At 74.4% G+C, this 14,827-nt stretch carries 13 protein-coding genes; 9 read left to right on the forward strand and 4 right to left on the reverse strand.

The window, feature by feature from the left end; translation table 11 throughout:
* Window positions 1–8 precede the first annotated feature (8 nt).
* Window positions 9–929 carry a serine protease gene (locus ACFYXV_RS23755; protein WP_385476168.1) on the forward strand — a complete coding sequence of 307 codons (921 nt, stop codon included), beginning with the start codon at window positions 9–11 and terminating at the stop codon, window positions 927–929.
* On the opposite strand, the gene ACFYXV_RS23760 is transcribed toward ACFYXV_RS23755, so the two are convergent.
* Together ACFYXV_RS23760 and ACFYXV_RS23765 are read right to left on the reverse strand one after the other, a co-directional pair.
* On the reverse strand, window positions 883–1,278 hold the full coding sequence (locus tag ACFYXV_RS23760) for a hypothetical protein (protein ID WP_383357245.1): 396 nt from the start codon (window positions 1,276–1,278) through the stop codon (window positions 883–885). The two genes, ACFYXV_RS23755 and ACFYXV_RS23760, sit on opposite strands and share 47 nt — an antisense overlap.
* A 60-nt stretch (window positions 1,279–1,338) precedes the next feature.
* The gene (locus ACFYXV_RS23765) at window positions 1,339–2,286 is read right to left on the reverse strand and encodes an AEC family transporter (protein ID WP_385476171.1); all 948 of its coding nucleotides are present in this window, start codon (window positions 2,284–2,286) and stop codon (window positions 1,339–1,341) included.
* Between the two features lie 84 nt (window positions 2,287–2,370).
* Between ACFYXV_RS23765 and ACFYXV_RS23770 the strand changes: the two genes are divergently transcribed.
* The 4 genes from ACFYXV_RS23770 to ACFYXV_RS23785 all read left to right on the forward strand — a co-directional run bounded on the left by ACFYXV_RS23770 (window position 2,371) and on the right by ACFYXV_RS23785 (window position 6,800).
* Window positions 2,371–3,717 (forward strand): sensor histidine kinase, encoded by a 1,347-nt coding sequence (locus ACFYXV_RS23770; RefSeq protein WP_389383956.1) that lies wholly within the window; start codon window positions 2,371–2,373, stop codon window positions 3,715–3,717.
* Window positions 3,714–4,394 carry a response regulator gene (locus tag ACFYXV_RS23775; RefSeq protein ID WP_385476175.1) on the forward strand — a complete coding sequence of 227 codons (681 nt, stop codon included), beginning with the start codon at window positions 3,714–3,716 and terminating at the stop codon, window positions 4,392–4,394. The genes ACFYXV_RS23770 and ACFYXV_RS23775 overlap by 4 nt, the downstream gene beginning before the upstream one ends.
* Window positions 4,395–4,530: 136 nt before the next feature.
* The gene (locus tag ACFYXV_RS23780) at window positions 4,531–5,574 is read left to right on the forward strand and encodes an alpha/beta hydrolase (protein ID WP_389383957.1); all 1,044 of its coding nucleotides are present in this window, start codon (window positions 4,531–4,533) and stop codon (window positions 5,572–5,574) included.
* Window positions 5,571–6,800 carry an acyltransferase gene (locus ACFYXV_RS23785; RefSeq protein WP_389383958.1) on the forward strand — a complete coding sequence of 410 codons (1,230 nt, stop codon included), beginning with the start codon at window positions 5,571–5,573 and terminating at the stop codon, window positions 6,798–6,800. Before ACFYXV_RS23780 ends, ACFYXV_RS23785 begins: the two co-directional genes overlap by 4 nt.
* An 88-nt stretch (window positions 6,801–6,888) precedes the next feature.
* Here the strand turns inward: ACFYXV_RS23785 and ACFYXV_RS23790 are convergent, their stop codons facing one another.
* Window positions 6,889–7,311, reverse strand: a complete 423-nt coding sequence (locus ACFYXV_RS23790; RefSeq protein ID WP_383357499.1) for a DUF350 domain-containing protein — start codon at window positions 7,309–7,311, stop codon at window positions 6,889–6,891.
* Between the two features lie 126 nt (window positions 7,312–7,437).
* On the opposite strand from ACFYXV_RS23790, the gene ACFYXV_RS23795 reads away from it, so the two are divergent.
* A complete protein-coding gene (locus ACFYXV_RS23795; RefSeq protein ID WP_389383959.1) occupies window positions 7,438–9,309 on the forward strand; it encodes a GNAT family N-acetyltransferase in 1,872 nt (623 codons plus the stop codon).
* On the opposite strand, the gene ACFYXV_RS23800 is transcribed toward ACFYXV_RS23795, so the two are convergent.
* Complete coding sequence (locus tag ACFYXV_RS23800) at window positions 9,234–11,348, reverse strand: AMP-binding protein (RefSeq protein ID WP_389383960.1); 2,115 nt, start codon at window positions 11,346–11,348, stop codon at window positions 9,234–9,236. The genes ACFYXV_RS23795 and ACFYXV_RS23800 overlap by 76 nt on opposite strands.
* 128 nt (window positions 11,349–11,476) lie before the next feature.
* On the opposite strand from ACFYXV_RS23800, the gene ACFYXV_RS23805 reads away from it, so the two are divergent.
* From ACFYXV_RS23805 to ACFYXV_RS23815, 3 genes are all read left to right on the forward strand, one after another.
* Complete coding sequence (locus tag ACFYXV_RS23805) at window positions 11,477–13,390, forward strand: ABC transporter ATP-binding protein (RefSeq protein ID WP_385465763.1); 1,914 nt, start codon at window positions 11,477–11,479, stop codon at window positions 13,388–13,390.
* 65 nt (window positions 13,391–13,455) lie between these two features.
* A complete protein-coding gene (locus ACFYXV_RS23810; RefSeq protein ID WP_383352810.1) occupies window positions 13,456–13,842 on the forward strand; it encodes a VOC family protein in 387 nt (128 codons plus the stop codon).
* A gap of 70 nt (window positions 13,843–13,912) precedes the next feature.
* On the forward strand, window positions 13,913–14,788 hold the full coding sequence (locus ACFYXV_RS23815) for an NAD(P)-dependent oxidoreductase (protein ID WP_383352813.1): 876 nt from the start codon (window positions 13,913–13,915) through the stop codon (window positions 14,786–14,788).
* Window positions 14,789–14,827: the final 39 nt, after the last annotated feature.

Here is a 14,827-nt window from a genome sequence, read left to right on the forward strand (position 1 = left end):
AGCTCGACATGCGACGTACGTTGACCGTTGCCGCGGCGACGGCCGCCCTGCTGCTGCCCGCCGGGCCGCTGCCGGTGGCCGAGGCCGGGAGCGCCATGGCTCCGCCCGGCCGGTGGTCCGCCCGTGAGGCGCAGACCTTCTGGACGGCCGAACGGATGGCCCACGCGGCCCCCATGACGCCCGCGTCGGCGGTCGCGGCCACGGATCCCGGCACCGGGCAGGACTTCGACGGGATCCCGGTCGTCGGACGGATGTTCGTGATGAAGGGCGGCGGCGCGTACTTCTGCACCGCGAGCGTGGTCTCCTCCCCCGGCCGCGACCTGGTGCTCAGCGCGGCGCACTGCCTGCTCGGGACCGACGCCCGCCAGGTGGCCTTCGTACCGCTGTACACGGCGGCCAACCCGCAGCCGTACGGGATGTTCCCGGTGCTGCGGACCTCCGACGGGAAGTCCAAGGTGTGGATCGACCCGCGCTACAAGAGCCTGGGGGCCGACAAGGGGGCCACCCTGGACGTGGCCTTCGCGCAGGTCGGGCCGGACGCCGACGGGTTCCCCGTCGAGGACGTGGTCGGCGGGAACCGCCTGGTCACCGGCGCCGGTTACGAGCACGCGAAGGTGTCGCTGATCGGCCATCCGGCCTCGGCCGCGCGCCCGCGGCTGTGCGTGAACCGCACGACCAAGTTCACCAGCAAGGATCCGGGGATCCCCGGATCGTTCCTGCGGATCGACTGCACCGGGTACCCGGGCGGGACCAGCGGCGGGCCCTTCCTGAAGAACTACGACAAGGTGACCGAGACCGGGGACGTGGTCGGGGTCATCGGCGGCTGGAAGACCGGCGGGGACACCGCCGACACCTCGTACAGCTCGTACTTCGGCGCGGACGTCAAGAAGTTGTACGAGCAGGCGGTTGCCGGGGCAAAGGCGGGGTGAGCACCCGTACCCAGCGGGTCCGCCTCGGGTTGCCCACCGTGCGCGGCGTCGCGGGAATCCCGTCGGCGGTCAGCTGGTCGGCCGGCGGGAGCCCGAGCTGGCGGCGCAGGTCGGCGAGGGCGGCGTGGACGGGAGCCAGGAGCACCTCGGCCCGCGGATGGGCGTACGCGAGGGCGTGCGCGGTGGTCTCGATGGTCTCGGCGGCGTCCTCGGCCGACGTACGGCTCCAGCCGCCCGGCTCGGCGGAACTCCACGGCGCGACGGCGTCGTAGAGGTGGCAGGCGGCATCGGCCGCGGCGTCGGCCCGTTCACCGACGCCCGGCGCCGCGATGGTCGGCAGCAGCTCCATGCCGGGTCAACGACCGAAGCCGCCGCGGGGAACGTACGTCGCGCCGCTTGTTCGGCCCCCTCAGCCGGCCACCGTCTGCAGCCAGACCGGGAGCAGCAGCAGCGAGACCACCGAACTCTTGATCACCAGCGAGGCGGAGAGGTCCACGCCCACGTCGTAGCGCTGGGCGAAGACGAACAGGTTCTGCGGGGTCGGCATCGCGGCGATCAGGACGAGGTACGTCAGCCACTCGCCCCGCACGCCGAACAGCAGTCCGCACACCGCCCAGGCGAGCAGCGGGAAGGCCAGGCACTTGAAGGCGATGAGGGCCATCTCCTCGCGGGAGGTGCCCCGGACGTCCAGTCCGACGCCGCCGAGGTGCAGTCCGAGGGCGAACAGGGCGATCGGCGAGGCGCTGTCGCCGACGAAGGAGGCCCCGTCCAGCACCACCTTCGGGAGGTGCACGGAGAGGAGGTTGAGCACGATCCCGGCATTGCAGGCCAGGACCACCGGGGTGGCGAGCGAGGCGCCGACGGCCCTCGACAGGCGCTGCGCGGGAGTGCCGGAGGTCTCGCCGGCGCGGCCCAGCTCCATGATGGAGATGACGACGAGGGAGAGCACGCAGACCTGGAAGAGCAGGACGGGGAAGATCGGCGCGGCCGTCCCGAAGAAGGTGATGAACACGGGGACGGCGAAGTAGGCGGTGTTCACCTGGACTCCGGCCATGACGCGCAGCGCCACGTCGCGGGGATCCCGCAGGCCCCGGGCGCCCGAGGCGAAGGCTATGAGGAGTACGGCGAGTGCGGCGGCCGCGGCGTAGGAGCCGATCGCGTGCCAGTTGAAGAGGGCGCCGAGGTCGCTGGCGTAGATGTTGCCGAAGAGGTAGCAGGGGACGGCGAAGAGGAAGGCGTAGTCGGCGAAGACCTTGGAGGCCTCGGCCGGGACGGTCTTGCGGCGGGCGAGCAGCACACCTCCGCCGAAGGCCAGCAGCACCGGTACGAGCTTTTCTAGTGCCGCTGCCGTGCCCATGTGTACCGGCTCCCCCTGTGATCGACAGCGAGCAGCGTACTCCTGCCTTCCTGGAGGAACTCCGGAGCATAGGCTGGACCGATCATGAGCGATCGCGATGAAGCCCGCCCCCGCAGCCCCGGCCGACCTCGTACGCCGGCCCCGGCGCGGGCGCCGGTGCGGTTCACGGCGGTGCTGCGTACGCCCGCCCGGGCGGCCGAACCGCTGTTCGCGCAGGCGCCGAAAGCCTGGCAGCGGATGCTGCCGTACGCCGTCGTCGGCGTCTTCGTGCTGTCGCTGCTGCCGACGACCATCGCCGTGCTGACCAACGACTACAAGGCGGGCGGCGGCTGGGCGGGCGCGCTGGGCGTGGCCCAGACCGTACCGCTGCTGCTGGCGGTGACGCGGCCGCTGTCCGCGTGGGCGCTGGTCCTGGCCGCGGACACGCTCGGGGCGGTGGTGCTGACCCACGCCGACCGGGTCGCCGGGCACACCTGGCCGTGGACCCCGATGTCCATCGTCGGCTACCTGGTGCTGATGGTCTGTCTGGGGCTGCGCGAGTCGATCCGGACCCTGATCGGGGTGTGGCTGGTCACGGGCGCCGTCGGGGTGGTGCTCGGCTTCTTCGAGCCCGATGGGGTGACCACCACGAGCGCGCTGCTGTTCGTGCTGAGCGGCAGCGTCCTCGCCGTGACCGGGGCGCTGCGCGGGATCGGCGACGCGCAGCAGCGGATCGCCGAGCAGGAGAGCATCAGCGAGGCGGAGCGGGCCCGGCGGACGCTGCTGGAGGAACGGGCGCGGATCGCCCGGGAGCTGCACGACGTGGTCGCGCACCACATGTCGGTGATCACCGTGCAGGCGGACTCCGCGCCGTACCGGCTGCCCGGCATGGCCGGGCCGGTACAGGAGGAGTTCGCGGCGATCGCGGCCAGTGCGCGCGAGTCGCTGAGCGAGATGCGGCGGCTGCTGACGGTGCTGCGCAGCGACGGGAACGGGGGCGGCCCGGCTCCGGGCGGAGCGGGCGAGCTGGCCCCGCAGCCGGGCATCGGCCGGATCCAGCAGCTGGTGGAGGCGACCGTACGGGCGGGGCAGCCGGTGGAGGCGTCGCTCGCGGCCGGGGCCGAGCGGGCGGCGCCGCCGGCCGTGGACCTGTCGGCGTACCGGATCGTGCAGGAGGCACTGGCGAACGTGGTGCGGCACGCGCCGGGAGCCGAGACCCGCGTTTCCGTGACGTACGACGCCGGGGAGGTGCTCGTGCTCGTCGTCAACGGCCCGGCGGCGCGGGACGCGGCGGTGGAGCCGGGCGGTTCTGGCACCGGGCACGGTCTGGTCGGCATGCACGAGCGCGTACGGTTGACGGGCGGGACCCTGGACACCGGCCCGCTGCCCGACGGCGGCTTCCGGGTCGCGGCCCGTCTGCCCCTGAACGACGCCAGCGAGGAACCCAGTTGACCATCCGTGTGATCATCGTCGACGACCAGGCCATGGTGCGGGCGGGGTTCGCCGCCCTGCTGTCGGCGCAGGCCGACATCGACGTGGTGGGCGAGGCCCCCGACGGGCGGCAGGGGGTCCAGGTCGCGCGGACCGTGCATCCCGACGTGGTGCTGATGGACGTGCGCATGCCGGAGATGGACGGGCTGTCGGCGGCCCGGGAGCTGCTCGGCCCGCCGCCGGGGGTGGTCCACCGGCCGAAGGTGCTGATGCTGACCACCTTCGACATCGACGACTACGTGTACGAGGCGCTGCGCGCGGGCGCCTCGGGGTTCCTGCTGAAGGACGCGCCGCCCGCCGATCTGATCGCGGCGGTCCGGGTGGTCGCGTCGGGCGAGGCGCTGCTGGCGCCCTCGGTGACCCGGCGGCTGATCGCGGACTTCGTCCAGCAGCGGCCGGCGCCGCGCAAGGATCCGGCGCTGCGGCTGAAGGGGCTGACCCCGCGGGAGACCGAGGTGCTGGAGCTCATCGCGCGCGGGCTGTCGAACCAGGAGATCGCCGGGCACCTCGTGCTGGCCGAGCAGACCGTGAAGACGCACATCGGGCGGGTGCTGGCCAAGCTGGACCTGCGGGACCGGGCCCAGGCGGTGATCTTCGCGTACGAGGCGGGGCTGGTGCGGCCCGGCGACTCGGACTGATGCCGGGCCCGGCCTGACGCGGGGCGTCTCCTCCACCCCCTACCGGGGTATGAACTCCGACTTGGCTCCACGGTCCGACGTCCACTCCGACACCTTCTCCTTACCTTCTCCCCGTCACGAGGAGAGGAGAAGGGGCATGCGCCGCTTCGGAAGGACCCTGGCCACGGCCGCACTGGCCGTGGCCGTGGTCGGGGGGACCGCGGGATGGGCCTCCGGCGACAGCCAGCAGGCGGTCACCGGACCGCCGCCCGGCACCGCCGCCTGGCGGGCCGACACCGTGTCCGGCAGGCCGCTGCCCGACCCGGCGGGCACCTCGCCGCGGGACGTCGCCCGGTTCTTCGCCGGGCTGGACGACGCGGAGCGCCGGGAGCTCGTACGCGACCACCCGCTGGTGGTCGGCAACCTCGACGGCGCCCCCGTCCCCCTCCGGTACGAGGCCAACCGGCTGGCCGTCCTCGCGACGGGCGAGGCGCGCTACGCCTCGCTCGCCTCGCCGGGCCGGCAGATCCTCGCCTTCGATCCGCGCGGGCGCGGCCAGGTCGTCGAGGTGTTCGGGGACCTGGGGCGGGCCGCGCACGTCTCGGTGGTCGTACCGGGTTCGGACAGCGACGCCACCACGTACGACGCGAAGCGCGCGCCGTACACCGGCCCGGCCGGGATGGCCCGCTCGCTGCGCGCCGCGGCCGGCGAGGACGTGGCGGTGGTGGCCTGGACCGGCTACACCACCCCCGTCGGGGTCGGTCTGGACGCGGCTTCGGGGCGGCTGGCCGAGGCGGGCGCGGAGCGGCTGGCCCGGTTCACGGCGGGGCTCGACGCGATCGGCGCACCCGACCCGGTGCTGTTCTGCCACAGCTACGGCTCGGTGGTCGGGGGCCTCGCGGCCGGTCGTACGGACGCCGGCGACATCGTCGTGTTCGGCTCGCCCGGCATGCGCGCCGACACCGCCGCCGGGCTCCACACCCGAGCCCGCGTCTGGGCTGCCCGGGGGCCCTCCGACTGGATCGGCGACGTGCCGAACGTGCGGTTCGCCGGGATCGGCCACGGCGCCGATCCGGCCTCCGCCGCCTTCGGGGCCCGCAAGGTGCCCGCCTCCGACGTGCACGGCCACACCGGCTACCTCGTACCCGGCACCCAGTCCCTGGCGGCCTTCGCCGCGATCGCGAGGGGAGAGGTCCGATGAGCACGCCGGCCGCACCGACCACGCTCACCGCGCTCAAGAGGGCCGCCGACCGGATCGAGCGGCAGACCCCCGCCCACCGCGACCGGGCCGTCGACGGACTGCGCGCCCTCGCCCTGCTGGCCGTGCCGACCGGCCACTGGCTGCTCGGCGGGTTCACCCGCGACGCGGAGGGCGGCCTGCACAACGCGAGCCCGCTCGCCGCGTTCGGCGAACTGGCCCCGGCGAGCTGGGTCCTCCAGATGCTCGGCATCTTCTTCCTGGTGGGCGGGTACGCCTCGGTGCTCTCCTACCACCGCCGCAAGGGGTCCGCCGGGCAGTGGCTGAAGGGCCGGATCGTCCGGCTGGGGCGGCCGGTGCTCGGGGTCACGGCGGTGTGGGCGCTGGCCGCGCCGGTGCTGTACGCGGCGGGCGTGCCGGAGGCCACGCTGCGCACCGGGGCGACGCTGGTGATCCAGCCGCTGTGGTTCGTGGGCGTGTACGTGGTGGTGACCGCGCTGACCCCGTACTGCGTGGCGGCGGCGCGCCGGCTCGGCGGCCGGGCGGCGGTCCCGCTGCTCGCCTCGGTCGCGGTGGTGGACTTCCTGCGGTACGGGCCGTTCGCCGGGTCCGTGCCCTCGTGGCTGGCGGTGGTGAACATCCTGCCGGGCTGGCTGTTCGCCTATCAGCTCGGCGTGAGCTGGGGCGAGGGCCGGATCGGCCGACGCGGGGCCTGGCTGCTGCTGGCGGGCGGGACCGTGCTGTTCGCGGCGCTGCTCGCGGTGTTCCACTACCCGGCGTCGATGGTCGGCGTGCCGGGCGAGGCGCGCACCAACTCGCACCCGCCGTCGCTGCTGGTGGTGGCCCTGGCCTCGGCGCAGTCGGGGGCGGCGATGCTGCTGCGCGACCGGCTGGCGAGGCTGCTGGCCCGGCCGGTGCTGTGGGCCCCGGTCGTCGTGATCAACCTGTGCGCGATGACGATCCTGTGCTGGCACCAGACGGCCATGCTGGCGGCGGCCGTACCCGCTTCGTTCGCGGGCGGGCTGACGGGGCTGACGACGGCTCCGCAGACGCTGGGCTGGATCGCGGCCCGGCTGGCCTGGATGCCGGTGTTCGCGGTGTTGCTGGCGGGCATCGCCCGGTACGCCCGCCGGTTCGAGGAGCCGTGGACCCGGGCGACGGCGGTGCGGCGCACGCTGGCGGGGGTGCTGGCGGCCGGGTTCGCGGTGTTCGCGCTGGGCCTGGCATAGGCCGTGCGCACGCCGGTACGGCGAGAGCGCCGCTCCCCGCAGGGGGCGGCGCTCTCGCCGTGTCCGCGCGGCGGGCGGATCAGCCCGGTCAGGCGATCGAGGCGGCGACGATCGCGGCCACCGCCAGGTTGCAGGAGGCCGTGACCCAGACCGCCGGGTGCGGCTGCGGGTCGACGACGATCGCGCCGAGCTTGCCGGGGGTCACCCAGTCCAGCACCAGGAACGCGACGCCCATCAGGACCAGGCCGAGCAGCCCGAACGCGGCCGTGGACAGCAGCCCCTTGCCGAAGTCGTCGTACGTGGTCCAGATCGAGGTGAAGACGATCCCGCCGACGCCGAGGAGCGCGGAGCTCAGCATGACGGACGCGTTCCGGTTGCGCTCCTCCCAGATCTGCTTCGGCAGCTTCCCGGGCGTCAGCACGTCCACCAGGACGATGCCGAGGATCAGCAGGACCAGGCCGAGGGCGCCGTAGGCGCTGGTGCGGCCAAGTCCGTTGATGATGTCGCTCATTGAGAAGCCGTTCTCCGCGGGGGTAGGAAGGACCTGCCGTACGTGACGGGACACCTCCCGTCAGGGGGGCTCAGGGTGGCCGAATCTATCGCACGGCCTCCCGGCAGGCCATGGGGAGGTCAGGGAATGGTAAAGCTCAGAGCGGCACGGCCCGGTGAGGCCGAGGAACTCGGCGCTCTCGTGCTGCGTTCCAAGGCGTACTGGGGGTACGACGCCGAGTTCCTGGCCTCGTGCGCGCCGGAACTGCGCATCCGGGACGGGGAGGTGGCCGAGCGCCGGATCGTCGTGGCCGAAGAAGCCTGCGAGGGGCGGGTGCTGGGGCTCGCCTCTCTGGAGGGCGGGCCGCCGGTGGCCCGGCTGGGACTGCTGTTCGTGGAGCCGGAGGCCATCGGACGGGGCGTGGGGCGGCGGCTGTACCGGGACGCGCTGCGCCGGGCGGCAGGGCTGGGCTGCCGCAGGCTGCTGATCGACTCCGATCCGTACGCCGCCGGGTTCTACCGGGCGATGGGCGCCCTCGGTCCACCGCGACCCGGCGCGGCGGGCGGCGAGGAGGAGCCGCCCGCCGGTCTGGTGCGGTTCGAGGCGGTGCCCGCGCCGCTCGCCGCCTGGGCGCGGGCCTGGACGGGCGGCGTTCGGGCCGTGCACGTGGGCAATGTCGGCGAGTACAACGCCCAGTTCGGCGACGCCTCCCTCGACCCCGGGCAGCGGGCCGCGCGGCACTACGCCTGCCTGGCCGCGTTCTACAGCCCGTCGCCGGGAGCGCTGGTGCTGCCCGGGGCGGTGCCGCCGGACTGGATCCGGCGGGTCGGGCGCCTCCTGGAGTGGGAGGGGGTGGAGGTGTACGACGGCCTGGCGCAGGGGGGTTCCGGCCTGCCCGCGGGCGGCGGGCTGTCGGATGCCGTACGGGCCAGGCCGGCGCTGGCCGGGCGGCTGGTCGGGGCCGGGCTGCCCTTCGTACCGTGGGGGCTGACGGCGGGCTTCGCCCGGCTGTCCGGCCGGCCGTGGCGGCCCCGCGAGCTGCGGTACGAGTCGAAGTCGGCGGCGCACGGCCTGTTCGCGCGGATCCTGGCGGGCGGCGGGCACCCCCGGATCCTGCTCCCCGGGCAGTGGCCGGCCCCCACCCGGCGGGCGGCGGCCAGGCTGCTGGCCGCCCGGGCCGGGGCGGGCGCGAGCACGGTGCTCAAGTCGGAGTACGGAGTGGGCGGTTCGGGCACCACCGTGGTGAACCCCGAGCGGGTCCGGGCCGCGGGCGGCGCCCGCGCGGTGCTGCGCACCCTGCCGCGCGGGCCCCTGCTGGTGGAGGAGTACGTGGCCGGCCCGGCCGATCCGCGGGAGCCGCGCGACCTCACGTACGACGGGTTCGTGGACGGGGCGGGCCGGGTGCACGAGGTGGGCGGCGCGGTGATGGACGTGGCGGGCGGCGGGTACCGCGGGGCGACGGTGGGCCCCGGGGTGGTGCCCGCATGGGCGCGGATGCCTCTGCTCGCGTTCGGGGAGGCGGTGGGCCGGGAGCTCTCGGCCGCCGGCTACCGGGGCTGGTTCGACGTGGACTTCGTCGCCGACGGGTCGGGGCGGCTGGCGCCGACCGAGACGAACCTGCGGCTCACCGGACCGTCGATCGCCTTCATGGTGGCGGCCCGGCTCGACGCGCTCCGGGGTGCGGGGCATTTCGTACGGATCGCGGACCGGGTGGAGCTGGGGGCCCGACTGCCCGACGCGGCGCTCGACGAACTGTGCGAGGCGCTGGAGCGGGGCTGCGCGGAGCTCGGGGCGGTGTTCCTGCCCGCGATCCCCACGGCCGCCTTCGACCCGGCACCCTGGCTGGGCGTGCTGGTGGCCGCGCACAGCGGGGAGGCGCTGGACGCGGCCGAGGCACTGGTGCGGGCGGAGGCGCTCGCCGTGGGGGCGGCGTTCTCCGGAGGTCAGCGGACGGAGGTGCCGTCGCGGTCGCCGGCCGCCTCGAAGTCGAAGGGCGAGGGCGGTTTCCGGGTGACGTAGAAGGCGAGGAGGACGGCGGCGAGCATCAGCGGGATGTTGAAGACGTAGACGAGGGCGGCCTGGACCGGCCAGTCGTGCTTGGCCGCGAGCCGGTAGAAGTTGTCCTGCGGCCACCAGGCGATCAGCAGGTAGACCACCGCCAGGTGCGCGGCCCTGGTCAGGCCGGGGCTCTGGTCGGGGCCCGCGCCGGGGCCGTGGCGCAGCATCATCGCGCGGCCGCCGAAGAGGAAGACCAGCCCGGCGGCGAACGAGGCTCCTTCGAACAGGTAGAGCACGAAGAAGAGGAACGCCCAGGGGCTGGGCACACCGTTCAGGTCGGTCGAGCCGGGCCAGAAGATCTTCGAGAGGATGAAGAAGATCAGGCCGGTGCCGATCAGGAACGGGATGCCGCAGCCGACGATCCCGAACGGTGTGGGGGTGCCGCTCCCGGTGGGGGTGTACTTTCCGGAGCCGCCCGCGCCGCCCGGGCCCTGCTTGCCGGTGAGCACGGGCTGGGGCAGGGCTTCCCGGTTCTCCTGCCCGCCGCGGTTGCGGGGCAGGGCGCGCAGCCGGATCACTACCTGCGGCAGCTGTGCGGGGCCGGCCTTCCCCGCGAGGTGTTCGCGGAGCTCCCCGGCGTCCGGCAGGTCGGCGGCCGGGGGCCAGGACCGCGTGTCGGCGGGCGGTGCCACGTGGGCGACCAGCCGGCGCGCGCCGCTCTCGTCCTGCGGGATCTCGGCCACGAGTGCGGCGCCGACGTCCGGGTGGCTGCGGATGACGGCTTCGAGCTCGTGGGGGTCGAACGCGCCGTCGTTCAGGGCGATCCGGTCCCGTCTGCGGCCCCGGAACTCCCACAGCCCGTCCGGACGGAACTGCGCGAGGTCGCCGGTGGGGACGGGGTCGCCGCCGTCGGGCGGGGTGAGGTGGAGCTGCCCGTCGCGGGCTTCGGCGCCGCAGCCGGGGAAGGGGGTGCCGATCAGGGAGAGCCGCTCGGGGTGGTCCAACGGGCGGGAGAGCTGGGACAGTTCGAACCAGGTTCCGACGCCCGCCGCCTCGGTGGGCCCGTACGCGTTGAGCACCCGGGCTCCGGCCCGCAGGTTCGACTGCAGGGCGTCCTGCTCGTCGAGGAAGAACCGGTCGCCGGTGACCGTGACCAGTCGCAGCCACCGCAGGGCCGGGTCGACTTCGCGGCGGCCGCGCGCGCCGCCGCCCGCGGGGCCCGCGCCGGGTCCGGCGGCCCCGGTGTCCCGGACGGGCAGCCGGGTCGCACCCGCCGGATCGGTGTGCACGATGCTGACCTGCTCGGTCTCGACCGCCCGGCGGATCCCCTCGGGCGTCCAGGGCGTGCGCGCGGGCACGACGAGGGCGCCGCCCGAGCACAGGGCTCTGGTCCAGCCGGCGGCGAACGGTGTGAGGTCCGGGCCCTGGGTGATCAGGTGGCGGTCCTCGGGGACCGGCCGGATGACCTTCGTCCAGGCCTCGTGCGCCGCGAGCAGCCGGGCGTGCCCGACGGGGACGGCGCGCGGAAAGGACGCTCCGGTGAAGAGGACGGCGGCCGTCGCACCGGGCTCCGGCCGCGCCGGCGCCTCGGTGGGCCGGGCCGATATCCCGGGCGCTTCCGCGCCGAGGCGGATCACCCGCCGTGCGCTGCCGTCGTCCAGTCGCGCGTGGTGGGCGGCGTCGGTGACCAGGACGTACGGGGTGAGGGCGGCGAGCTGCCGCTGCCCGGTGAACGGGACCTCGACGTCGATGACGGCGTAGGACCCGCCGGCCTTGAGGGCTGCCAGGAGGGCGACGACGATCTGGGGCCGGCGGGCGGTACCGATCGCCACGACGGCGCCGGGCGGCAGTCCAGCGGCCATGAGGTGGTGCGCCAACTGGTTCGCCTGGACGTCAAGTTGCCCGTAGGTGAGGCTGTCCGCGCCGGCGATGACGGCATGGCCTCGCGGGGTGTCCCGTGCCTGCTGCTCGAACAGGTCCAGGACGGTGTCGGCGGTCGTCCGCCCGGAGCGGCCGGGCCCCGGTTCCTGCGTCGATCCCTGCGGCGGTCCCTGGGTCATCCTCCGATGATGGCACCCCCCACCGACAGTCCGCAGGATGCCGAACACCCCTCGTTCGAGCGGTGGTTCGGCATCGATCCGGGCGATTCCTTGACCTCAAGTTTGGTTGAGGTCCTAGCGTTCCCCGTATGGACATGGAAGTCACCGCCTGGACGTCGCTGCACAGCGCGATGAACGCCCGGCAGGACCGGCGCCCGCTCTCCCGGGAGAGCCTGCGCCGGGTCGCCGCATTCGCCCGCCCGCACCGCCGCGGGCTCACCCTCTTCCTGCTGCTCAGCGTCGTGACCGCGCTGCTCGCGGTGGCCACCCCGGTCCTCGCCAGCCGGGTGGTCACCGCCATCGTGGACGGCGAGGAGGGCGGTACGGTCACTCGGCTCGCCCTGCTCATCGCGGTCATCGCGGTGGCGGAGGCCGGGCTCGGGCTGCTCACCCGCAAGCTGTCGGCCACCCTCGGGGAGGGGCTGATCCTCGACCTGCGGACGGCCGTCTTCGACCACGTGCAGCGGATGCCGGTCGCCTTCTTCACCCGTACCCGCACCGGCGCGCTGGTCAGCCGGCTCAACAACGACGTCATCGGCGCCCAGCGCGCGTTCAGCAACACGCTGTCCGGGGTGGTCGCCAACACGGTGACCCTGGTGCTGACGCTGGCCGTGATGCTGGGCATCTCCTGGCAGATCACCCTGCTGGCCCTGGTCCTGCTGCCGGTGTTCGTGCTGCCCGCCCGCCGCATGGGGTCCCGGATGGCCGCCATGCAGCGGGAGGCCTCGACCCTGAACGCGGCGATGGGCACGCAGATGACGGAGCGCTTCTCCGCACCCGGAGCCACCCTCGTCAAACTGTTCGGGCGGCCCGCCGACGAGTCCGCGGAGTTCGCCGCGCGGGCGGCGCGCGTACGGGACATCGGGATCCGCACGGCGATGGCCCAGTCGGCGTTCATCACCGCCCTCACGCTGGTCTCGGCCCTCGCGCTCGCGCTCGTCTACGGGCTCGGCGGCCACTACGCCCTGAGCGGCGCCCTGGACGCCGGGAACGTCGTCGCCCTCGCCCTGCTGCTGACACGGCTGTACGCGCCGCTGACCTCGCTCGCCGGCGCCCGCGTCGAGGTGATGAGCGCCCTGGTGAGCTTCGAGCGGGTCTTCGAAATCCTCGACCTGAAGCCGCTGATCGCCCAGAAGCCGGACGCCGTCCGGGTGCCGGAGGGGCCGGTCGCCGTGGAGTTCGACCGGGTCTCCTTCGGGTACCCCTCCCCCGACAAGGTCTCGCTCGCCTCGCTGGAGGAGGTCGCGGTCCTCGACGCCCGGGGCGGTACGCAGGTCCTGCACGAGGTGTCCTTCCGCGCCGAGCCCGGACAGATGGTCGCCCTCGTCGGCTCCTCCGGCGCGGGGAAGTCGACCATCGCCCAGCTGCTGCCGCGGCTGTACGACGCCGACGCGGGCGCCGTCCGCCTCGGCGGGGTCGACGTACGGGACCTCACGGCCGACTCCGTCCGGGAGACGCTCGGCATGGTCACCCAGGACGGGCACCTCTTCCACGAGTCGGTGCGCTCCAATCTGCTGCTGGCCCGGCCGGAGGCGGACGAGGAGGAGATCTGGGAGGCCCTGCGGCGCTCCCGGCTGGACGGGCTCGTCGCCTCGCTGCCCGACGGCCTGGACACGGTGGTCGGTGAACGCGGCTACCGCCTCTCCGGCGGCGAGCGGCAGCGGCTGACGATCGCACGGCTGCTGCTGGCCCGGCAGCGGGTGGTCATCCTGGACGAGGCGACGGCGCACCTGGACTCCACTTCGGAGGCGGCGGTGCAGGAGGCGCTGGCCGAGGCCCTGGCCGGCCGGACCGCCGTGGTGATCGCGCACCGGCTGTCGACCGTGCAGGCGGCCGACCTGATCCTGGTGGTCGAGGAGGGCCGGATCGTGGAGCGCGGCACGCACACCGGGCTGCTGGCGGCGGGCGGCCGCTACGAGGAGCTGTACCGGACCCAGTTCGCGGCGGCGGACACGGCACGGGAAGCCGCTCCGGGCGGCGCCGTACCGGCCGCGGGAGCATGATGCCGGGGGGCCCGCGAGCCGCGGGCCCCCCGCCGAGCACCGACCGTGGAGCACGTGGAGCACCCATGGACATCAAGCTGGAGCTGGTCGCCGTCCCCGTCACCGACGTCGACCGGGCCAAGGCCTTCTACGAGCGGGTCGGCTTCCACGCCGACCACGACGTCACCGTGAGCGAGGACATCCGCTTCGTGCAGCTGACCCCGCCCGGGTCGGCCTGCTCGATCGCCCTGGGCAAGGGGCTCACCCGGATGGCCCCGGGCTCGCTGGACAACATGCAGGTCGTCGTCACCGACATCGAGGAGGCGTACGAGGACCTGCGCGGCCGGGGCATCGAGGTGACGGAGGTCCAGGACATGCCGTGGGGCTCGTTCGTCTACTTCTCCGACCCGGACGGCAACGGCTGGGCGGTCCAGCAGACGACGCCGCGCACGACGGCGCCGGGCGCGCAATGACCCCTTGAGGGGGGTGCGGCGTCGAGACTGGAGGGGACGGACTGGACGTATCCGGAAGGGAAGTGACGCCGTGAACACTGTCGCACTGCTGGGCACCGGGATCATGGGCTCGGGGATGGGCCGCAACCTGCTGCGGGCCGGGCTGGGACTGCGGGTGTGGAACCGGACCCGGGACAAGGCGGAACCGCTCGCCGCGGAGGGCGCGGTGGTCGTGGACACCCCGGCCGAGGCGGTCGCCGGGGCCGACGTGGTGCTGACCATGCTGACGGACGGCGAGGCCGTGGCCCAGGCCATGGCGGCCGCCGCGCCGGGGCTGCGCGCGGGACAGGTGTGGGCGCAGATGAGCACGGTCGGCGTGGTCGCGCTCGACGGACTGGCCGGCTTCGCGCGGGAGCACGGCCTGGTGTTCGTGGACGCCCCGGTGCAGGGCACCCGGCAGCCCGCCGAGGCGGGGACGCTGGTCGTACTGGCCTCCGGGCCGGCGGATCCGCGGCTGGAGCCGGTGTTCGGCGCGGTGGGCGCCAAGACGCTGTGGGCGGGGGCGGAGGCGGGCGCCGCGACCCGGCTGAAGCTGACCACGGTCGGGTACGCGATCACCCTGACGGCGGCCGTGGGCGAGGCCCTCGCGCTGGCGGAGGGGCTCGGGGTGGACCCGGGCCTGTTCGCGCAGGCGCTGACCGGCGGCCCGATGGACAACCCGTACCTCCAGGCGAAGATGAAGGCCGTCCTGGAACGGGACTTCGCGCCCAGCTTCACGGTGTACGGGGCGGAGAAGGACACCGGTCTGATCGCGGAGGCGGCGGACCGGGCGGGGGTCGCGGTCGACCTGGCCCGGGCCACGGGAGCGCGCATGCAGCGCGCGGCGGCGGGAGGCCACGCCGACGAGGACATGGCCGCCGCCTACTACGCGGGCTTCGAGACCGCGCCGGTGGGGACCGCGGTCTGAACGAACCGCAGGTCAACGGCCCCTGGGTGAACCCGCGTC

This window comes from Streptomyces sp. NPDC002181 (assembly GCF_042890485.1).
In the GTDB taxonomy this organism is placed as follows: Bacteria; Actinomycetota; Actinomycetes; order Streptomycetales; family Streptomycetaceae; genus Streptomyces.